At 40.5% G+C, this 19,258-nt stretch carries 25 protein-coding genes; 4 read left to right on the top strand and 21 right to left on the bottom strand.

Annotated features, from left to right (window positions below; genetic code table 11):
- Positions 1-927: 927 nt before the first annotated feature.
- The 18 genes from rplQ to I6F10_RS13620 all read right to left on the bottom strand — a co-directional run bounded on the left by rplQ (position 928) and on the right by I6F10_RS13620 (position 11,647).
- A complete protein-coding gene (gene rplQ / locus I6F10_RS13705; RefSeq protein ID WP_002959450.1) occupies positions 928-1,329 on the bottom strand; it encodes a 50S ribosomal protein L17 in 402 nt (133 codons plus the stop codon).
- Positions 1,330-1,368: 39 nt separating this feature from the next.
- Complete coding sequence (locus I6F10_RS13700) at positions 1,369-2,355, bottom strand: DNA-directed RNA polymerase subunit alpha (protein WP_002959452.1); 987 nt, start codon at positions 2,353-2,355, stop codon at positions 1,369-1,371.
- Between the two features lie 24 nt (positions 2,356-2,379).
- Positions 2,380-3,000 carry a 30S ribosomal protein S4 gene (gene rpsD / locus I6F10_RS13695; protein ID WP_002959461.1) on the bottom strand — a complete coding sequence of 207 codons (621 nt, stop codon included), beginning with the start codon at positions 2,998-3,000 and terminating at the stop codon, positions 2,380-2,382.
- A gap of 21 nt (positions 3,001-3,021) precedes the next feature.
- Positions 3,022-3,408: a 30S ribosomal protein S11 gene (rpsK, locus tag I6F10_RS13690; protein WP_002959471.1), complete on the bottom strand. Its 387-nt coding sequence runs from the start codon at positions 3,406-3,408 to the stop codon at positions 3,022-3,024.
- A gap of 12 nt (positions 3,409-3,420) precedes the next feature.
- Positions 3,421-3,777 (bottom strand): 30S ribosomal protein S13, encoded by a 357-nt coding sequence (gene rpsM, locus I6F10_RS13685; protein WP_002959473.1) that lies wholly within the window; start codon positions 3,775-3,777, stop codon positions 3,421-3,423.
- Between the two features lie 125 nt (positions 3,778-3,902).
- On the bottom strand, positions 3,903-4,016 hold the full coding sequence (rpmJ, locus tag I6F10_RS13680; protein ID WP_002959476.1) for a 50S ribosomal protein L36: 114 nt from the start codon (positions 4,014-4,016) through the stop codon (positions 3,903-3,905).
- 22 nt (positions 4,017-4,038) lie between these two features.
- The gene (gene secY, locus I6F10_RS13675) at positions 4,039-5,367 is read right to left on the bottom strand and encodes a preprotein translocase subunit SecY (protein WP_002959478.1); all 1,329 of its coding nucleotides are present in this window, start codon (positions 5,365-5,367) and stop codon (positions 4,039-4,041) included.
- A gap of 10 nt (positions 5,368-5,377) precedes the next feature.
- Complete coding sequence (gene rplO / locus I6F10_RS13670) at positions 5,378-5,812, bottom strand: 50S ribosomal protein L15 (protein ID WP_002959480.1); 435 nt, start codon at positions 5,810-5,812, stop codon at positions 5,378-5,380.
- A 4-nt stretch (positions 5,813-5,816) separates the two neighbouring features.
- A complete protein-coding gene (gene rpmD / locus I6F10_RS13665) occupies positions 5,817-5,999 on the bottom strand; it encodes a 50S ribosomal protein L30 (protein WP_002959482.1) in 183 nt (60 codons plus the stop codon).
- Positions 6,000-6,001: 2 nt separating this feature from the next.
- Positions 6,002-6,508: a 30S ribosomal protein S5 gene (gene rpsE / locus I6F10_RS13660; RefSeq protein ID WP_002959485.1), complete on the bottom strand. Its 507-nt coding sequence runs from the start codon at positions 6,506-6,508 to the stop codon at positions 6,002-6,004.
- Between the two features lie 9 nt (positions 6,509-6,517).
- Positions 6,518-6,868 (bottom strand): 50S ribosomal protein L18, encoded by a 351-nt coding sequence (gene rplR, locus I6F10_RS13655; RefSeq protein WP_002959486.1) that lies wholly within the window; start codon positions 6,866-6,868, stop codon positions 6,518-6,520.
- Between the two features lie 9 nt (positions 6,869-6,877).
- A complete protein-coding gene (gene rplF, locus I6F10_RS13650) occupies positions 6,878-7,411 on the bottom strand; it encodes a 50S ribosomal protein L6 (RefSeq protein ID WP_002959488.1) in 534 nt (177 codons plus the stop codon).
- A 13-nt stretch (positions 7,412-7,424) separates the two neighbouring features.
- The gene (gene rpsH, locus I6F10_RS13645) at positions 7,425-7,817 is read right to left on the bottom strand and encodes a 30S ribosomal protein S8 (RefSeq protein ID WP_002959491.1); all 393 of its coding nucleotides are present in this window, start codon (positions 7,815-7,817) and stop codon (positions 7,425-7,427) included.
- Between the two features lie 21 nt (positions 7,818-7,838).
- A complete protein-coding gene (gene rpsN, locus I6F10_RS13640; protein ID WP_006794245.1) occupies positions 7,839-8,144 on the bottom strand; it encodes a 30S ribosomal protein S14 in 306 nt (101 codons plus the stop codon).
- 10 nt (positions 8,145-8,154) lie between these two features.
- Positions 8,155-8,694, bottom strand: coding sequence for a 50S ribosomal protein L5 (rplE, locus tag I6F10_RS13635; RefSeq protein WP_010554915.1), 540 nt, complete (start codon positions 8,692-8,694; stop codon positions 8,155-8,157).
- A 16-nt stretch (positions 8,695-8,710) separates the two neighbouring features.
- Positions 8,711-9,025 (bottom strand): 50S ribosomal protein L24, encoded by a 315-nt coding sequence (gene rplX / locus I6F10_RS13630; RefSeq protein ID WP_002959496.1) that lies wholly within the window; start codon positions 9,023-9,025, stop codon positions 8,711-8,713.
- 10 nt (positions 9,026-9,035) lie between these two features.
- Positions 9,036-9,404 (bottom strand): 50S ribosomal protein L14, encoded by a 369-nt coding sequence (gene rplN / locus I6F10_RS13625; protein WP_002959498.1) that lies wholly within the window; start codon positions 9,402-9,404, stop codon positions 9,036-9,038.
- Between the two features lie 272 nt (positions 9,405-9,676).
- Positions 9,677-11,647 (bottom strand): AsmA family protein, encoded by a 1,971-nt coding sequence (locus tag I6F10_RS13620; RefSeq protein WP_197098985.1) that lies wholly within the window; start codon positions 11,645-11,647, stop codon positions 9,677-9,679.
- Between the two features lie 232 nt (positions 11,648-11,879).
- On the opposite strand from I6F10_RS13620, the gene I6F10_RS13615 reads away from it, so the two are divergent.
- From I6F10_RS13615 to I6F10_RS13600, 4 genes are all read left to right on the top strand, one after another.
- Positions 11,880-12,299: a hypothetical protein gene (locus I6F10_RS13615; RefSeq protein ID WP_165744188.1), complete on the top strand. Its 420-nt coding sequence runs from the start codon at positions 11,880-11,882 to the stop codon at positions 12,297-12,299.
- A gap of 8 nt (positions 12,300-12,307) precedes the next feature.
- Positions 12,308-12,508 carry a helix-turn-helix transcriptional regulator gene (locus I6F10_RS13610; RefSeq protein ID WP_002959505.1) on the top strand — a complete coding sequence of 67 codons (201 nt, stop codon included), beginning with the start codon at positions 12,308-12,310 and terminating at the stop codon, positions 12,506-12,508.
- Positions 12,509-12,663: 155 nt separating this feature from the next.
- Positions 12,664-13,827, top strand: coding sequence for a hypothetical protein (locus tag I6F10_RS13605; RefSeq protein ID WP_024606326.1), 1,164 nt, complete (start codon positions 12,664-12,666; stop codon positions 13,825-13,827).
- 278 nt (positions 13,828-14,105) lie between these two features.
- Positions 14,106-14,792 carry a TorF family putative porin gene (locus I6F10_RS13600; RefSeq protein ID WP_024591363.1) on the top strand — a complete coding sequence of 229 codons (687 nt, stop codon included), beginning with the start codon at positions 14,106-14,108 and terminating at the stop codon, positions 14,790-14,792.
- A gap of 54 nt (positions 14,793-14,846) precedes the next feature.
- On the opposite strand, the gene I6F10_RS13595 is transcribed toward I6F10_RS13600, so the two are convergent.
- From I6F10_RS13595 to I6F10_RS13585, 3 genes are all read right to left on the bottom strand, one after another.
- A complete protein-coding gene (locus I6F10_RS13595) occupies positions 14,847-15,182 on the bottom strand; it encodes a Bor/Iss family lipoprotein (RefSeq protein WP_165744190.1) in 336 nt (111 codons plus the stop codon).
- On the bottom strand, positions 15,179-15,490 hold the full coding sequence (locus I6F10_RS13590; protein WP_165744191.1) for a Bor family protein: 312 nt from the start codon (positions 15,488-15,490) through the stop codon (positions 15,179-15,181). Before I6F10_RS13590 ends, I6F10_RS13595 begins: the two co-directional genes overlap by 4 nt.
- Before the next feature lie 183 nt (positions 15,491-15,673).
- Positions 15,674-19,252 carry an ABC transporter permease/M1 family aminopeptidase gene (locus I6F10_RS13585; RefSeq protein ID WP_197098984.1) on the bottom strand — a complete coding sequence of 1,193 codons (3,579 nt, stop codon included), beginning with the start codon at positions 19,250-19,252 and terminating at the stop codon, positions 15,674-15,676.
- Positions 19,253-19,258: the final 6 nt, after the last annotated feature.

Below are 19,258 nucleotides of genomic sequence, written 5' to 3'. Positions count from 1 at the left end.
TGTACGAGTGCCCACACAGATGATTGCTTTATATTGTTAAAGAACGTTTTGAGTCGCTTTAGCGTCTCAAGGGATGCGAATAATACACCCTTTATTTTTCGAGTCAACACTTTGTTTTAAAATTTCTTTTTAGAAGATTTAAAACCGAAGTTTTATTTAACTCTCTGAGTAGTTCGTGCCTCGCTATGCTTCGTCCGCTGCGCGTCGCCATATCCCGTCTCAGTGGGGTCGCATTATAGGGAGATCCGAAAACAGATCAACCCTTTTTTGAAGAAAACTTGAAATAATGTGCTGTTCGCTGAGTATTTGAGCTAAACGCTCAAAAACACAACTAAACCACCTGTATTGAGAGGTTTATAGAGCTATTTAAAGTCAAAGTTATGGTAACTAGTGATCAGTAGAGACATATTTGGATCATCAATGCTGAAAAAGCCAACCAATAAGTTAAGAGTCGTGTTACTAAAATCATTTGAAATAGTCAAAAGCTGAGATTTAAATTCATTGGGCTATATTTTTATTTGAGAAGTGAGTTTACTAAGGCCCCAATGGTTAGCTTTACTATGAGGTTCTTAGTACCGGTATATAGATAAGAGAGCGACCCTTATATCTTCTGATCAGCTCTAATCAATAAAAACTTCGTTAGGGATTGCTTAATGGTAGTTAAATTCGAAGTGCTATTATTAATAACGGTAAATCACTATATAAAGTAAAAATGCTCTTTAACTAAAACCGGATAGGCTATTTTGGATCGATGGTAAGTAAAGGATAACTAGGCAGAGCTATTAAAATAACTGTAAAAACAACCTATCGATTCAGAATCTATGAGTCGATGCTCATAATAGAAGGTAATTACTGGTTCATATAGTTTGACAAATTTTAGGCAAGAAAAAGCCGAGCATAAGCTCGGCTTTTAGGTTTCTTTAAGACTTACTCTGCAGACTGTGCGTCTTCTTGAACTGCTTCGCTAGTCGCTGGGCGACCAACTAGTTCAATATAAGCCATTGGTGCATTATCACCAGTACGGAAGCCACACTTAAGAATACGAGTGTAACCACCTGGACGATCCGCGTTACGTGGACCGATTTCACTGAATAATTTACCAACAACTTCATTATCACGCGTGCGAGCAAACGCTAAACGGCGATTTGCTACACTGTCAGTCTTAGCCAGTGTGATTAAAGGTTCAATTACACGACGTAACTCTTTCGCTTTTGGCAAAGTAGTTTTGATGATTTCATGTTTCACCAAAGAACCTGCCATATTGCTAAACATCGCTTTACGATGGCTACTGTTACGGTTTAATTGACGACCACTCTTACGATGGCGCATGACCCTATCCTTCTAACTAAACTAATATAGTGATTTAGATTATTCAGCTAAGCTTGCAGGTGGCCAATTTTCTAGGCGCATGCCTAGAGAAAGTCCACGTGAAGCTAGCACGTCTTTAATTTCAGTTAGAGACTTCTTACCTAAATTAGGCGTTTTAAGAAGCTCAACTTCAGTGCGCTGAACTAAATCACCGATATATTGAATTTGCTCGGCTTTCAAACAATTTGCTGAGCGTACTGTTAATTCAAGATCATCAACTGGACGAAGTAGAATAGGATCGAATTCTGGCTTCTCTTCTTTCTCTTCTGGCTCAGTTACATCACGTAAATCTACGAATGCATCTAATTGCTCAGCTAAGATAGTAGACGCACGGCGGATCGCTTCTTCTGGATCTAAAGTGCCGTTTGTTTCCATATCAATGATTAACTTGTCTAAATCTGTACGTTGCTCAACTCGAGCTGATTCAACCGAGTACGCAATACGTTCAACTGGGCTAAATGATGCATCAAGCAACAATCTACCAATTGGACGCTCATCGTCATCAGAGGATAAACGACTAGATGCCGGCACATAACCACGACCACGTTCAACACGAATACGCATGCTGATCTCGCTGTTATTTGTAGTTAAATTACAAATAACGTGATCTGGATTAGCAATTGTTACATCGCCATCGTGCTGAATATCAGCCGCAGTAACAGGGCCTACACCAGATTTAGTCAGGGTCAGAAAAACTTCATCTTTGCCTTCTAACGTTACTGCTAAACCTTTAAGGTTTAATAGTATTTCAATGATGTCTTCTTGAACGCCTTCTTTCGCGCTGTACTCATGTAATACACCGTCGATTTCAACTTCAGTTACTGCACATCCAGGCATAGATGAAAGTAATATACGGCGTAAAGCATTACCCAGAGTATGACCAAAGCCACGCTCTAATGGTTCTAAAACTATTTTAGAACGCGTTGGGTTGATAGCGTCGATGTCGACTAACCTTGGTTTTAGAAATTCTGTAACAGAACCCTGCATTTTATCCTCTCTTAACTCTTAACTTTACTTAGAGTAAAGTTCGACGATTAGTTGTTCATTAATGTCCGCAGACAGGTCTGAACGCTCAGGTAGACGCTTAAAGCTGCCTTCCAATTTCTTACCGTCAACTTCAACCCAAGTCGGCTTTTCACGTTGCTCAGCCAACTCTAGAGCAGCGATGATACGTGCTTGCGTCTTAGACTTCTCACGGATTACAACAGTATCTTCTGGAGTAATTACGTATGAAGGAATGTTCACAACACGACCATTAACTAAAATCGCTTTATGGCTTACTAACTGACGTGCTTCTGCACGTGTGCTAGCAAAACCCATGCGATATACAACATTGTCTAAACGTTGCTCTAAAAGCTGTAACAAGTTTTCACCTGTGTTGCCTTTAAGGCGAGCAGCTTCTTTGTAGTAGTTACGGAATTGCTTTTCTAATACACCGTAGATACGACGTACTTTTTGCTTTTCACGTAATTGTAAACCGTAATCAGATAAGCGACCTTTACGAGCGCCGTGCTGACCAGGTGCAGTCTCAAGTTTACACTTAGAGTCGATAGCTCTTACGCCGCTCTTAAGGAACAGGTCAGTACCTTCACGACGACTCAGCTTGAGCTTAGGGCCCAAATATCTTGCCATGTTATTTCTCCTAACCTATTGTTAAACGCGACGTTTCTTCGGTGGACGACAACCATTATGTGGTATTGGCGTCACGTCAGTAATGTTGGTAATACGGTAACCAGCAGCATTCAAAGCACGTACAGCAGATTCACGACCTGGACCTGGACCTTTAATGAAAACTTCTAGATTTTTTAAACCGTATTCTTGAGCAGCAGTACCTGCACGCTCTGCAGCAACCTGAGCAGCAAATGGTGTAGATTTACGTGAACCACGGAAACCTGAACCACCGGCAGTAGCCCATGATAGTGCATTACCTTGACGGTCGGTAATCGTTACAATAGTGTTGTTGAAAGACGCATGAACATGAGCCATACCATCAGCAACTTGTTTTTTAACCTTTTTACGACGAATTGGTGTCTTAGCCATAATACTATCCCCTTATCGCTTAATAGGCTTACGAGGACCCTTACGGGTGCGCGCGTTAGTCTTAGTTCTTTGACCACGTAGTGGTAAAGAGCGACGGTGACGTAGGCCACGATAACAACCAAGGTCCATTAGGCGCTTGATATTTAAAGTAACTTCACGACGAAGATCACCTTCAACAGTGTACTTGCCAACTGCATCACGCAGTACGTCAAGAATTTCGTCTGAAAGTTCACCGATTTTTGTGGTTTCGGCGATACCAGTCGCTTCTAAGATAGCCTTAGAGCGAGTCTTACCTATGCCATAAATAGCTGTTAAACCAATAACTGCATGTTTATGATCAGGGACGTTAATGCCAGCAATACGGGCCACTAACACATCTCCTATATTCGAATTTGGTAATCAAAAGTTTGAAAAGCCCGTAAGGATACTCAAACGAAGACCAAATCACTACTAAAAACACAGGCCGAGAAAACTCAGCCTGCACGACTGTTTACTTAGCCTTGCCTTTGCTTATGCTTAGGCTCACTGCAAATTACGCGTACTACACCAGCACGTTTAATAACTTTACAGTTACGGCATATTTTCTTAACGGAAGCACGTACTTTCATTGCTCAACTCCGTAAACTGACCTTATCGACCGTAGCCTTTAAGGTTCGCTTTTTTCAGCACAGAATCATACTGATGAGACATCAGGTGAGTCTGTACTTGTGCCATAAAGTCCATGATTACTACAACGATAATCAAAACTGATGTACCGCCGAAATAGAATGGCGTTTGCCACGCCATCGTCATGAATTCAGGCACCAGACAGATAAAGGTTATATACAAAGCACCTGCCAATGTCAGGCGTGTCATCACTTTATCAATGTATTTAGATGTCTGCTCACCTGGACGAATACCTGGGATAAATGCGCCAGATTTCTTAAGGTTATCTGCTGTTTCACGTGGGTTAAAAACCAACGCTGTGTAGAAAAAGCAGAAGAAGATAATAGCCGCAGCTAAAACAAGCGAGTACAACGGTTGACCTGGAGTCAACGTAGTAGCAACAGCTTGTAATACATCAGCGACTGGACCTTCACCTTGGCCGAACCAGCTAGCAATTGTACCAGGGAACAGAATTATACTGCTAGCGAAGATTGGTGGAATAACACCCGCCATATTTACTTTTAGTGGTAAATGCGTGCTTTGGGCAGCAAATACTTGACGACCTTGTTGGCGTTTAGCGTAGTTAACAACAATACGACGTTGTCCACGTTCGAAAAACACTACAAGATAAGTAACAGCGAATACGATTACCGCAACCATCAACAGTACAAAAACATTCAAATCACCTTGGCGCGCCATTTCGACTGTCGAACCAATAGCAGACGGCAAGTTAGCTACAATACCAACAAATATTAGAACAGAGATACCGTTACCGATACCACGTTCTGTTATTTGTTCACCCAACCACATAAGGAACATAGTACCAGTAACTAAACTCACCACAGCGGTGAAATAGAAACCCATACCAGGGTTAACAACTAACCCCTCCATCATGCCCGGTAAGCTAGTAGCAATACCGATTGATTGAATAGTAGCTAGCACAAGCGTGCCATAGCGTGTGTACTGGCTAATTTTTTTACGCCCTTGCTCACCTTCTTTCTTAAGCTCTATAAACGGAGGATACATATGCGTTAATAGTTGCGTAATAATCGAAGCCGAGATATACGGCATAATACCCAGTGCTAACACTGAAGCTCGCTCAAGTGCACCACCACTGAACATGTTGAACATTTCAACAATGGTGCCCTTTTGTTGCTCGAAGAAATCGGCAAGTACAGCGGCGTCAATCCCAGGGATCGGCACAAATGAACCTAGACGGTAAATTATGATAGCACCCAATACGAAGAGTAATCGGCGCTTCAATTCCGAAAGTCCACCTTGTGCACTTTTTGTATCTTGACCTGGTTTAGCCATTAGTACTTCCTTAGTCTTCTACCTTGCCTCCGGCAGCTTCAATAGCTTCGCGAGCACCTTTAGAGGCTTTAAGGCCTTTAACGGTAACAGCGCGTGAAACTTCGCCAGATTTAACAACTTTAACGAAAAGAACGTTCTTTTTAACTAGACCAGCTGCTTGTAACGCGCTTAGGTCTACCACATCGCCTTCAACTTTAGCGATTTCAAAAAGGTTTATTTCTGCAGATACTAAAGATTTGCGAGAAGTAAAACCAAATTTAGGTAGACGACGTTGCATAGGCATTTGACCGCCTTCAAAACCAACGCGTACTTTGCCGCCAGAACGTGATTTTTGACCTTTGTGACCACGACCACCAGTCTTACCTAGACCAGAACCGATACCACGACCAACACGTTTTGGAGCAGTTTTTGAACCTGCAGCAGGTGAAAGTGTATTCAAATGCATCGAATTAACCCTCTACCTTAACCATGTAAGAAACCTTGTTTATCATACCACGTACACATGCTGTGTCTTCTAACTCAACAGTGTGGTTGATACGACGTAAACCAAGACCGCGTAATGTAGCTTTATGTTTCGGTAAACGACCGATAGAGCTTTTTACTTGTGTTACTTTTACAGTTTGATTTGCCATGGTTACCCCAGTATTTCGTCTACGCGAAGGCCACGTTTTGCAGCGATTGACTGTGGAGAATTCATATTCTCAAGAGCCGAAATCGTTGCACGCACTACGTTGATTGGGTTAGTAGAACCGTAACATTTAGAAAGTACGTTCTGAACACCAGTCACTTCTAGTACTGCACGCATAGCACCACCTGCGATGATACCAGTACCTTCAGAGGCTGGTTTCATGAACACTAGTGAGCCAGCATGACGTCCCTTAACAGGATGCTGTAATGTATTGCCATTTAGGTCTACATTGATCATGTTGCGACGTGCTTTTTCCATTGCTTTTTGAATAGCAGCTGGAACTTCACGTGCTTTACCATAACCAAAACCTACTTTACCTGCGCCGTCACCAACTACAGTTAGTGCAGTAAAGCTAAAGATACGACCACCTTTAACTACTTTAGACACACGGTTCACCGCGATTAGCTTTTCAGCTAGATCAGGCTGTTGTTGCTTTGCTTCTACGTTAGCCATAGTCTACTCCTAGAATTGCAAACCGGCTTCACGCGCAGCATCAGCTAGCGCCTTCACACGGCCGTGATATTTAAAGCCACTGCGATCAAAAGCAATCTTTTCGATGCCTTTGTCAGCCGCACGTTCAGCAACCGCTTTGCCAACTGCTTGCGCAGCTTCAACGTTACCGGTGCCTTTAACTGTTTCGCTAATAGCCTTTTCAACAGTAGAAGCAGCAGCCAGTACATTACCCTCAGCATTTACAACTTGAGCGTATATGTGACGTGGCGTGCGGTGGATAACAAGACGCGTTGTGCCTTGTTCAATATAATTTCTACGAGTGCGTTTAGCACGACGTAGACGAGCTGTTTTTTTATCCATCGTCTTACCTTACTTCTTCTTAGCCTCTTTACGGCGTACATTCTCATCTGAATAACGAACACCCTTACCTTTATAAGGCTCAGGTTTACGGTATGCACGAATGTTAGCAGCTGTTTGACCAACTAACTGCTTGTCTACGCCCTTAACTAGAACTTCTGTTTGGCTTGGAGTTTCAATCGTAATTCCTTCAGGAACTGCGAAATTAACTGGGTGTGAGAAGCCAAGAGTTAAATCTAATGTTTTACCCTTCGCTGCAGCACGGTAACCCACGCCTACTAACTGAAGTTTCTTCTCGTAACCTTCATGCGTACCAACAACCATGTTGTTGATTAGAGCGCGAGCAGTACCTGCTTGAGCCCATGCATTAGCTACGCCATCACGAGGTAAAGTAGTAATAACGTTGTCATTAACTTGTACTTCAACAGCGTTGTTGATTGTACGAGTAAGTTCACCGTTTTTGCCTTTAACTGTGATTTCCTGGCCTTTTAATGTAACTTCTACACCGGCAGGAACAGTAATTGGTGCCTTTGCTATGCGAGACATAGTTCCCCTCCGATTAAGCTACAAAACCAATGATTTCACCACCAACACCAGCACTACGTGCTGCGCGGTCTGTCATTAGGCCTTTAGAAGTTGATACGATAGCGATACCAAGACCACCCATTACCTTAGGTAATTGGTCACGTTTCTTATAGATACGTAAACCAGGGCGACTTACACGCTGGATATTTTCAATTACAGCTTTGCCTTCGAAGTACTTCAACTCGATAGAAAGCTCAGGTTTAGTTTCGCCGTTAACAGCGAAATCTACGATATAACCTTCGTCTTTTAGTACTTTAGCTAATGCTACTTTCAGCTTTGAAGTTGGCATCGTTACAGATACTTTCTTCGCTGATTGACCGTTACGAATTCGTGTGAACAAATCCGCGATAGGATCTTGCAAGCTCATAGTCTTACTCCCATGATTCTATTACCAGCTAGCCTTTTTAAGGCCAGGAATTTCACCGCGCATAGCTGCTTCGCGAACTTTAATACGGCTCATGCCGAATTTGCGAAGGAAACCATGTGGGCGGCCCGTAATGTTACAACGATTACGTTGACGTGCAGGGCTAGAATCACGTGGTAAAGCTTGTAGCTTAAGTACCGCGTCCCAACGATCATCTTCAGATGTGTTAACATCACTGATGATAGCTTTTAGTGCAGCGCGCTTTTCAGCGTACTGAGCAACTAGTTTTGTGCGCTTTGCTTCGCGCGCTTTCATAGAATTCTTTGCCATAACCCTACCCTTATTTCTTAAATGGGAAGTTAAACGCTTCTAACAACGCACGGCCTTCCTCATCAGATTTCGCAGAAGTAGTGATAGTAATATCCATACCGCGTACACGGTCTACTTTATCGTAATCGATTTCTGGGAAGATGATTTGTTCACGTACGCCCATGCTGTAGTTGCCACGTCCATCAAAAGACTTTGCACTTACGCCACGGAAGTCACGAATACGTGGGATAGCGATTGATACCAAACGCTCAAAAAAGTCCCACATACGCTCGCCGCGTAGGGTTACTTTACAACCAATCGGGTAGCCTTCACGCACTTTAAAGCCAGCAACAGATTTGCGTGCTTTAGTGATTAAAGGTTTCTGACCAGAGATTGCTGCTAGATCCGCTACTGCGTTATCTAAAATCTTCTTGTCAGCTAGGGCTTCGCCCACGCCCATATTCAATGTGATCTTTTCGATCTGAGGGACTTGCATGACAGAGCTGAAACCAAACTTCTCTTGAAGTTCAGCAACTACTTTGTCTTTATATACTTCATGCAGTTTCGCCATCATTCTACTCCAACTATTAGATAGTTTTACCAGTAGATTTAAAGATACGTAATTTCTTACCATCTTCAATCTTGAAACCTACACGATCAGCTTTACTCGTTTCCGAGTTGAAGATCGCAACGTTTGATGCATCCATAGATGCTTCTTTCTCAACAATGCCGCCAGCTTGGTTCAATTGTGGAACCGGCTTTTGGTGTTTCTTGATCAAGTTTATGCCTTCGACAAAGATTCGACCAGATTCAGTAACAACTGAAAGCACTTTTCCGCGCTTACCTTTGTCTTTACCTGCTAGTACGATTACTTCGTCATCACGACGTATTTTTGCTGCCATGATTGGCTCCTTACAGTACTTCTGGGGCTAGTGAAACGATTTTCATGAACTTATCATTACGAAGTTCGCGAGTCACAGGGCCGAAAATACGTGTACCAATTGGCTGTAAGTTATCATTTAAGATAACAGCAGCGTTGCTGTCAAAACGGATCAGAGAACCATCTGGACGGCGAACACCTTTTCTGGTACGCACAACTACCGCGTTTTTAACATCACCTTTCTTCACTTTACCGCGAGGAATAGCTTCTTTTACAGAAACTTTAATGATGTCGCCAATCGCTGCGTAGCGACGGTGAGAACCACCAAGGACTTTTATACACTGCACTTTGCGAGCGCCGCTGTTATCAGCAACTTCCAGCTGAGTTTGCATTTGGATCATGTTAATGACCTCCGGTGTAGTAATTACAACGTGTCTTAAATTTGTTTAAAATCAAGACATTTCGATTAAATCCCACTCAAAAACAAACGAGTTGTCTCTTAAGGGCGGGCAATTGTACCAGCATTGAGGGGGTAGCGATAGGTTATTTTTTAATTAATTTGGAGTGATGGGAAATTAAAGCTGAGTAATTACGGCTATGTAGCTATTTTACAGGTGGTTACAAAACAAACAAGGCACCTGTAATGTGCCTTGTTTGTTTAAAGTATAATAAATTAACCAAATAAACCTTTTAATTTATCTTTAATTTTATCTTTTGCTTTGTCTTTGGCTTTTTCTTTTGCCTCATCGACCTTCTGCTTAGCTTCATCTTTGAGCGCATCACCAACATCTAGCTTTATACCTACATCGTGGAAAGGCCCTTTTATACGTAGTGGTATTTTAAAGCCAGTGCTGTCATCGGTAGTTCCCTGACCTTCGATAGATCCAACTATACCTGTAACCAAACGATAGTTGACCGTTGTTTGCGGTAAATCAACGTCGCCTTCACCTGATATTCTAATAAGTGGGCTGATAAGTGATAGGTCGGTATTTTTGCCAACGCCATTAGTAAAGTTAAAACTTCCAGTTAATGCTGAAAAATCTGTTTGCTCAGATTCTTCAAATCCGGTATCAAGCCCTTCAGATGCAGCACCAAAGTTACCTGAAATAAGTTCCTTACCTTTACGAACCATCTCAGCTATATTTGCACCTTTTACAGCTCCATCAGCAAACTCAAATCCAAGCTTTCCATTAAGCGCACCAATAAACGACTTTTGACTTTGGCCAGTTGTGTTTAGGTTCCAATTTAAAGACCCTTTACCCATTAGCTTGTCAAAACCTGCCGCATCCGTTAATAAAGGCTGTGCATCTATTCCAGCTAAGTCAAAGTTAGTTGATATTTTATAAGGTACTTGCTGTGCGTTTATATTGATAACGCCTTTACCTGACCCTTCATAAGCAGAAAAGCTATCTAGGCTTAGTTTTGCAACGCTATTTTTTAAAGCAACAGTAAATTGATTTGCGCCTAATTTAATATCATTTGCTTTTAATCCACTTGAACGAATCACTACATTTGCATCTAGTGAATTTAATGCACTTAAATCAATTTTAGTGTCATCCCATACTATTGGCTCTGCAGGTTTATCTTCTTGCTCTTCTGGCTCTTCTTGTTTTGCCACTGCTTCAGGTAAATACGGGTTTAAGTCAAGCATACCTAAATCAATATCAGCATTTACTGCTAAACGCTTACCTAGGTTAAGCTCGCTCTTACCTTTTATTTCTAATGCGTCTAACGTCGCAACTAAATCTTCTAGATTAAATTTCTCACCTAGTAGGTGCATTTTACCGTTTACACTAAATCCGTTAAATGCATTGTCTTTAGCGTCTAGCTCTACACCTTGCCATTTCGCAATACTTTTAACAGACTCACCGCTTAGTGCTAACTGACCTTTAATATCTTGGCCTTGCTTAGCTATGCTCCCTTCGAACGTTAAATCAACTAAACGAGAATCTAAGGTTTGTTTAACATTAAAAGTAGCACCTTCAATTGCTTTAGCAGGAGTATCTAATTTTATATCAAGATCAAAACGCTCTTGCATATAAGTAATACCCCCTTTTACTTCTAATGTTTTACGAAGTGAAGGAAGTAAAATAGCGAGTTCTAAATCGCTAATTTGTTGTTTGGCACCTGTTTGACCATCTAGATAAGTAAATGTGCCGCCATAAATAGCAACTTCACCTAACTCAATATCAAAGTTATCTGGAAGCTTAATCGCTTCACCTGATTGGCTCTGCTCTTTTGGTTGCTCTGCAACTGCATCAAACAACTGCCAATTGGCTTTACCATTTTTGTCGGTTTCTAATAGGATATTTGGTTCGTTTATAACAAACTTATCTAATTTAAACTCACCACCAAATAATGAAAACCAAGGTATGTGTACAGCAAGCTGTTTCATACTCGCCATATCGGCGCGCGAACCTGATTCCATATTTGCAAAATGCACGTCGTTAAGTTCTAACTTTAATGCAGGGAATACGCTAAGTGTTTTATCACCTTTAATGGTAAGAGTGCGCCCAGTTGTTTGTTCTACCTGTTCTGAAACTTTGTTAAAAATAGTATCAGTAGGGATTAGAAACGGTGCGGCAACAATTAGTGCTATACATAGTAAAAGTATTACACCTACAATTTTAAGTAAGGTTTTCATGATCGTCCTTTCAAACGTGCAAATAATGTTCTTATCATAGCGAGTGTTAGCCTTAAAATCATTGTCGTTCTGATAAAAAAGCTTTTTATTAGATATTACATTCCTATCCTGAATCGCCCCTGAAACATTTTGATACCTTTAGGTTACAAATAAATATTGACCCAATGAAACCTTAAGGTTACATTGATACCTATAGGTTACATATTGTAAAAATTTTAAAAGGAAATGAGCTATGTCTAATTACGATATTAAAAGTGAAGAAAAATTTATGGGCCAAAATGCATGGATTTCATTATTCATGGGGGTCACTTTATTAATCATTAGTGTTTACCCAATGCTTAATCATACATCAGCCCCACTATTGTTTTTAGGAACTGCTGCTTTTTTAGGTTCATTCTTTATGTTTGTGATCAGAGGCGGGTTTACATGGAGAATGAAATACCACCTTACATATAAAGATGAGTATTTAAATACCATCGACACTATTGCCTATAAACATGTCGTGCTTGGCTTACTTTTTAGTATGGGTGGCGTGTACTTACTCTCCGATACTCTTGCTTTAGAAGTATCTCACAGCATGATGGCTACATTTTACCTTGCTGTAATGAGTTTAATATACGGCGTATCAATTCTTTGGCAAAGCAAAGATTAGGAGCAAAAGTGCAAAATAAAATTGCAAAATACCGCAAAGAAGCAGGCCTTTCTCAACAAGACTTGGCTGATCTAATTGCGGTTTCACGTAAGACTATTAGCACAGTAGAAACGGCACGATTTACCCCTTCGGTAATAATTGCTCTAAAAATAGCAAAGCATTTTAATACCTCAGTTGAAAGTCTCTTTGTACTAGATAAAAATGATTGATACATGTTAAAACGTTGGCCTCATTCTATTAGCAAAAACGCCGATTTAGCTACTTCAATTACAACGTATGGAGGACAGCGCTGTTGTTATTAGCGTAATTGCGCTAAAATAGACCAGCAAAAAAATATATATCTAAACCGGAGATTCTACAAGGCATGAAAAAACTGCTAATTTCACCGTCAAAAATGACGCTAGGCGAACAAGAAAATCAAATCTATCAGAACATTCTGAAGCAATCTTCAGAATTAAGCCTTAACCTTATGGCCGTGAAAGTAGAAAACCACCCTGATGATTTTTTACCTTGGTGTTACGAATTGCTAAGTGCAAGCAGAGATCGTATGAACTACGATTTACTAGAGCCGCAGCAATTACCAGTACTTAAGAAGCTACACGATCAGCTTATTTCAGCTATCAGCTTTTTACAGGTTAAAACTTTACGTATTGCTCCGTGGCCTGTAGTAAGTGTATTTGTAGAACAACACAAAGACGTTATTGCTCTTGATGAACAGCTTCGCTTAGTAGACTACATTAAGAGCATTCGTGAACAATCTCTTAAAGATATGATTCCTGAAGATTTACTTGCGTTTAGCGGTAAGCACATGGCATCACTTGATCCAAGCACATATAACTTTGACGTTGAATGGTTTGCATCAACAAAAAGTGCGAAGAGCTTTCATCAAATGCTTGGCGATTTACCAGGTGCCTTTGACGATGCACTAGTAAATATTCCACTTGAAGGTGACATTACTCAATACGAATATCAACAATTTGTTGCTGCTTATTCAAAAATATTCACCGACAATAATGAAAAACCAACACTTGCGCCTGCAACACGACTGCTTGCAATGCGTCGCCCTGATATATTTACTCCGATCACAAACAATCGGTTAGATGCATTATGCGGTGCCCTTGGTGTTTCTAAACTTAAAAATAGTGATTTTGAGCGTTACTGGCAAGATATTGTAAAAGGTATTCAAGCTATGTCATGGTACAAAATGGCTAAACCTAGTAATGAGTTAGAAGAACAATTAGTTGCTATTAAAGCGCTAATCCCATGTTTCTTTCACTATGCTGATGCTAAAACACCAGATAACTCTAACTACATCAAACTGTTAAGTAAGCCTAAACGAACTACAACTACGACAGGTAAAACTCAGCGTAGAGGTAAAGAGTCTGCAGAAATTTTAGTAGACCGCGCACTTGCTGCTGACGATATTCCTGAGCACATTCGCAGTAAGCGCGATTCAATTGTGAGTGAAGTTCAAAAAGGTCGTAGTGTAAACGAAACAATTAGCCTTATGCGCACTATATTTGGCTAAAAACTTCTAATTTAGCCGTACTTATATGGTGCGGCTAGGTTAATTTATGCACCAGCAGTGTGCGCAACGTCTTCCTACATGCCATATCTCTTCTCAATCTATAAAATGCAAGCTCATGTTTTTAATATATAAAAAATAATTTTTAATAAAAAATAATGAAGCTGGCACATACAGTGCAATTATCCCGTTAGTTAAACAATAAAAAGCCGTCAGCCTAAAGGTTCCGAATACATAATAAAAACCTTGGCGAGCAAAAAATCATATAACGGGAAATGGACATGCTAAAACTAAAAAAAACCATCGCTATAAGTGCTATAGCATTAATGGGCGCAACATCTTTAACGTCAACAGCCGTACATGCTGAAGTAACAGCAAACGCAGCGGCAACATCAAACTACTTATGGCGTGGTCAAGAGCAAACTGGGGGCGATGCAGCTATTTCAGGCGGTATTGATTACGCCAATGAATCGGGCTTTTATGCAGGTACTTGGGCTTCAAATGCATCGTGGGCAGATGAAATGACCTATGAGCTTGATTTATATGCAGGCTTTGGTGGCGACATTAACGAAAGCGTTAGCTACGATGTTGGCTATATTTATTACGCTTACCCAGATGCCGCTTCTGAAGCTGACGCCGATTTCTCTGAAATTTACGGTAGCATCAGTGTTGAAGGCTTTACATTTGGTGCTTCAGTACTTGCAACATCAGCTGCAAGTGGTGATGGTACAGACTTTGGTGATTCACTTTACCTGACAGCTGACTACGGTTTTGCTGTTGGCAGTAACGGCACTGAAATGGCACTTCACTTAGGCCACTACTCAGGTGACTTTATTGGCGATGATAATATCTTAGATTACGGTGTATCAATTTCGAAAGATGGGTTCACTTTTGGTTTATCTGATACAGATATGGATGACTCAGATATTAAAGCTTACGTTGCTTATTCTGTAGACTTTAATTTATAAGAAAGAATGTGTTACTTGCTGCGACATGAAGGGCCTTTTGGCCCTTTTCTTGTTTTATAGCTGTTTTGCTTTAAATGGTACCTTATTACATTGTACTTCTACTGTTTTAGGGTACCAAGCTGGGCCAATTTGATTCACAACCACCTCAGCTAAACCATTAGTAAACGATTTATACGTATGAACGCTTTGCCACTCCCCTTGTGGGCAATGTTTTGTTAAATCTAACGGATCTGATCCCTCGTACAACGCAAGTGCAAAATTATGATGCCACTGTGAACTTTTTAGCGTCTTATTGCTTACTTTGCTCTGCATGCCGTTATCAAAGTAAATATTTGTACACCCCGTTAAAATAATCAGTGTGCAACCGGCTGCAAATAGCTTGATGCTCATAATGTCTCCCCTAGTACTTGCTCTTGGCACCACACTTTAATGGTATGAGGCGAGTATATTCCAAGCGTAATTAAACTCAGCGCTCCATCACTAAACGTTTGCTGTGACTGCATTTGAATAACCGGTGTATTTGAACATATTTGTTTTACGTCTACCCGCTGCTCACCCACTAATCCCCATAAATAAAATGGGCGGCTATCTTCGTAATTAGCTTGGCTCGTTATTTTTGCTGTTGCCCGTGGCTGAATGGTTACCGCAGAACAAGCACTGAGGCTTAATGCTATCGCCCCTATGATTAATGGTTTCATACTCTTCCTTATAAACTAAATACCAGTAAGGTAACTTTATAAGAGAACATAAAATATTAGCGTAAAAAGCTGTGGGGAATATGTAGAAATGCTATGAAGTTTTATACAGTTTATTACACATAAAGGCCGCATAAATGCGGCCTTTAAAGTAGTCAGTTTAAGTCCTTAGTAAATAAATAGACTTTAAAACTTAGTTAAGTTGTTTTTACTGTCTTTATCGACCAGCTTAATGTAAGGATCAACCCCCGCAAATAATGGTTTTTCTTTTACTTTTAGCTCAATAGTATTGGTACCAGATACTATTTGATGCTTTTTCGAGTAAATAACAAAGTCTTCAGCGAGTAAGTTTTCAGGGTCGTCGCTAAACAATGCAATATCAATTAGCTCATCGAGCGGCTGCTCAGTTTCTTCACCTTGTCCATCGGCATGCTGCTTAGTTGCTTCAACGCTCAGTGTTACTGTATAAAAACCTTCGCCATCAACATCATCTGTAACCGACACTTCTTTCATTTCAAGCTCATAAAGCGTTATATATTTAAACTGATCATCAATAAAACGTTGTTCAGCTTGTGTTGCATCTCGCTTTAAATAACTAAGTAAATCAAGTGTGGTTGGATATGGCGTTGATTGATATTTAAACTCATTCAAAAACGCTTTAAGTGCTGCATTTAAGCGTACTTCACCTAAACGATCATAAATCGCCATCATCGCAACTGAGCCTTTATTGTAATGAAGGTATTGTTGAGCCTGCGTTTTATATAGTGGCATTTCTTCAAAGGCTTCGCCAGTACGGCCCATTAAGTATTTATCTAACTCGTACTTTAAGAATTTACGGAGCTTCTCGGCGCCAAAGCGTTTTTTTAGCACCATAAGCGCACTGTACTGGGAAAGTGTTTCAGAAATAACAGCACTACCCTCTACATTAGCCCCTGATACTTGATGCCCCCACCATTGGTGCGCAACTTCATGTGCGGTTACATAGTAAGGTAGGTCAACTTTACTCTCATCTCTTAGGTCTGTAATAAAACCAATACTTTCTGAGTAAGGTACCGTATTGGCAAAACTTTGCGCAAACGAGCGATACTTAGGAAACTCAATAATACGTAACTGCTTATGCTGATACGGGCCAAAGGCTTGTGTGTAGTAATCTATTGAGTCTTGAACTGACTCAATCATGCGGTCAACATTCCATGCATGATCTTTGTGGTAGTACACCTCAATATTTACCCCATTATGCTCAACCTTTTTACTTTCAAGCTCTGCCGAAAGCACAGAGTAAAAGTTTATAATTGGAGCATCCATTTCATAAACAAAGGTGCGGCGTCCATCTTTTACACTCTCACTTTTTAAGTAACCTGGTGTAATAGCAAATTGTGACTCATCGGTGGTTACCGTTGCCTTATAGTTTATAAACCCATTAGCAGGCCCAAACTCATTTTGCGTATAATAACGGCTGTCTTCTAGTTTATGTGCGCGCTCAAGTTCAGGTAACTCGTGCTTACGGCGCTCATACTTGTCAGCAATTTGAAAATACTTTTGATAACCAAAATTTGGTAATAATTCTCCATTATTTACAAATGTACCGCTGTGCACGAGTTGAGTATCAGATCTTCTATCAACAAAACCGTCGTGTTCACGAGAAACTGAGAGCTCGCCTTCTCGCACTTCATTGGGCATTAGCGGTTGTTCAAACTCAAACCATACCATGCCAAAATCGGTTAAACGCTCTACTATTTTTCCGCCCGCCATTTTTACATCCCAGCTTTTAGATTGGCTAGGCTCGTTGATTAACACACGGGTTATTGGCTCGTTTGCGGTATTGGTAAACTTAATTTTAGCCACGGCATTTAAAGCACGCTTTTTAGGATAAATATCAATGTTTAAATCAACATCAGTTATTATAGGCAGTGGCAAGTCTTTGTATTGTGAAAACTCTTGCTCATACCTTACTTGTAGCGCTTCGTTATCATCACTTGTTACAAACTCGTTGATTACACGGGTGTTGTAATAAATGTTATAACCCGCGCCCACAAATACCAATAAACTTATAACGGCTGCAATCTGGCCTTTTAAAGACATGTTGTAACGTACTAAAGATAAACGAGTACGCAATGTTTGCGACGGGCCGCGATGCCATAAAGCAAACCCTACAATAGCTAAAAACACACTCAATGCCCCCCAATATAGGGTATACCAATGCGCGCCTTGTAAAAAATGTCCATAACCATTTATATCAGAATACGGTACGCTACTGCTTTGAGAAAAATGATACATATGATGCTCAAACCCGTAAGCACCCATTACCATTTGAGCAATGTAATACAGAATAAATAAACCCATACCTATGTATTTATTAGGGCTAATTATTTGTAAAAAGAACGCCAATATAGCCATCATAATTAAAGGCAGTAATGTAAGGTAACCCAACCTAAATAAGTACTGGCCAAGCTCTAGGTTAAATTGCCCCTTAAACAGTTGCACTGCAATGGTAAACATCATGCCTACTAAATAAAGGCCACAAACTGCAGTGATTAACGCAATAATTTTAGATACCCAAAACACACTGTTATGCACCGGGAAACTGTCAACAATATCACCCATACCACTTTGGCGTTCTCGCCAAACCAGCTCTGCGCTGTAATAAGCAATAATGATAAACATAAACAAAGCGGAGGAGTTTTGAATTATGCCCACCATGTTTTGTGTGAGCGGCCAATCCGTTGTGCCATATGCGCCAATAAGTGCAAAAAGTGGTGCGAGTAACATAGTAATACTGACACCCGCTAAAATCATAAAAGGGGCACTTAATATAACTTGCTTAAGTTCAAATAAGCTGCGCATTACTAATTGCGATTTCGTATTTACCCCTTTTGACTTGTAATTTTTAGCGCTGCTAATAAGTGCTGCTTGTTTATTTTTTACAAACGTAGAGACAGCAAATTGCTTTTTCTGTTTTTTAGTGACTACACGATTACCTAACTTTCCGAGGCCAAAAAACATCGCTAAACTTATTGCTACCCATAAAATACGGTTAATTAAAAAATCGCCCGAAAGCGTTAACACTTCAGTATTTTTATCACTTACAGTCCAGTAACGGGTTAAGTCAATTAACGACCCTGTGCCAAATGGGTCTGCGTAAACAACAATATTTCTAAACGCTAAATCGTCAAAATAGATACTCGCCAATTGGTAGGTTATATAAACCACCACAGCCGTTACATATACCGCCATCATGGTTTTAAAATAGACCGCCACACTATTAAAAATAGCACTGAGGACCAATAAGCTTGGCACTGCTAAATATAAAAAAGGCGCTGCGTAATATATAAACTTATTGGGGCCTACTAGCTCGCTATCGAGCCAGCCAACCAACAAGCCAAATTGAGATCCTAAACACACGCCTAATGGCACAGTTAAAAAAACAACTAGCACAACCAAGTAAGCACCAAAAAAACGTCCTGATTGATAAGCAAGCGGGTTAACGGGCTTACTAAACACCAGCTCATCCATTTTGGTCTCGCTGTTGCGAATCGCTGAGCTTGCAACAAAGTTAACCACTAAAAACATAGCAAGCGTACAAAAGGTAACCGTTAAAACCATAATGGTATAAGGCGAGTTCATATGAACATTAGCCCCACCTAACGGAAACTTACTACTGGAGCTTATAAAAAACGCCATAAAAAAGAATATTAATGAGGTCACATAAAACGAAGGCTGACGCATAAAATAGCGCAGCTCAAACGCGAGCATATTAAAAAACATAGCGCC

This window comes from Pseudoalteromonas sp. SWYJZ98 (genome assembly GCF_015864495.1).
In the GTDB taxonomy this organism is placed as follows: Bacteria; Pseudomonadota; Gammaproteobacteria; order Enterobacterales; family Alteromonadaceae; genus Pseudoalteromonas; species Pseudoalteromonas distincta.
The sequence above is the reverse complement of the archived record's forward strand: the minus strand, read 5'-3'. Positions and strand labels throughout refer to the sequence as shown.

Coding starts and splice junctions, on each gene's coding strand:
- rplQ (WP_002959450.1), bottom strand. CDS start 1,329: ATGCGCCATCGTAAGAGTGGTCGTCAATTAAACCGTAACAGTAGCCAT.
- I6F10_RS13700 (WP_002959452.1), bottom strand. CDS start 2,355: ATGCAGGGTTCTGTTACAGAATTTCTAAAACCAAGGTTAGTCGACATC.
- rpsD (WP_002959461.1), bottom strand. CDS start 3,000: ATGGCAAGATATTTGGGCCCTAAGCTCAAGCTGAGTCGTCGTGAAGGT.
- rpsK (WP_002959471.1), bottom strand. CDS start 3,408: ATGGCTAAGACACCAATTCGTCGTAAAAAGGTTAAAAAACAAGTTGCT.
- rpmJ (WP_002959476.1), bottom strand. CDS start 4,016: ATGAAAGTACGTGCTTCCGTTAAGAAAATATGCCGTAACTGTAAAGTT.
- secY (WP_002959478.1), bottom strand. CDS start 5,367: ATGGCTAAACCAGGTCAAGATACAAAAAGTGCACAAGGTGGACTTTCG.
- rplO (WP_002959480.1), bottom strand. CDS start 5,812: ATGCATTTGAATACACTTTCACCTGCTGCAGGTTCAAAAACTGCTCCA.
- rpmD (WP_002959482.1), bottom strand. CDS start 5,999: ATGGCAAATCAAACTGTAAAAGTAACACAAGTAAAAAGCTCTATCGGT.
- rpsE (WP_002959485.1), bottom strand. CDS start 6,508: ATGGCTAACGTAGAAGCAAAGCAACAACAGCCTGATCTAGCTGAAAAG.
- rplR (WP_002959486.1), bottom strand. CDS start 6,868: ATGGATAAAAAAACAGCTCGTCTACGTCGTGCTAAACGCACTCGTAGA.
- rplF (WP_002959488.1), bottom strand. CDS start 7,411: ATGTCTCGCATAGCAAAGGCACCAATTACTGTTCCTGCCGGTGTAGAA.
- rpsH (WP_002959491.1), bottom strand. CDS start 7,817: ATGAGCTTGCAAGATCCTATCGCGGATTTGTTCACACGAATTCGTAAC.
- rpsN (WP_006794245.1), bottom strand. CDS start 8,144: ATGGCAAAGAATTCTATGAAAGCGCGCGAAGCAAAGCGCACAAAACTA.
- rplE (WP_010554915.1), bottom strand. CDS start 8,694: ATGGCGAAACTGCATGAAGTATATAAAGACAAAGTAGTTGCTGAACTT.
- rplX (WP_002959496.1), bottom strand. CDS start 9,025: ATGGCAGCAAAAATACGTCGTGATGACGAAGTAATCGTACTAGCAGGT.
- rplN (WP_002959498.1), bottom strand. CDS start 9,404: ATGATCCAAATGCAAACTCAGCTGGAAGTTGCTGATAACAGCGGCGCT.
- I6F10_RS13620 (WP_197098985.1), bottom strand. CDS start 11,647: ATGAAAACCTTACTTAAAATTGTAGGTGTAATACTTTTACTATGTATA.
- I6F10_RS13615 (WP_165744188.1), top strand. CDS start 11,880: ATGTCTAATTACGATATTAAAAGTGAAGAAAAATTTATGGGCCAAAAT.
- I6F10_RS13605 (WP_024606326.1), top strand. CDS start 12,664: ATGAAAAAACTGCTAATTTCACCGTCAAAAATGACGCTAGGCGAACAA.
- I6F10_RS13600 (WP_024591363.1), top strand. CDS start 14,106: ATGCTAAAACTAAAAAAAACCATCGCTATAAGTGCTATAGCATTAATG.
- I6F10_RS13595 (WP_165744190.1), bottom strand. CDS start 15,182: ATGAGCATCAAGCTATTTGCAGCCGGTTGCACACTGATTATTTTAACG.
- I6F10_RS13590 (WP_165744191.1), bottom strand. CDS start 15,490: ATGAAACCATTAATCATAGGGGCGATAGCATTAAGCCTCAGTGCTTGT.
- I6F10_RS13585 (WP_197098984.1), bottom strand. CDS start 19,252: ATGTTTTTTAATATGCTCGCGTTTGAGCTGCGCTATTTTATGCGTCAG.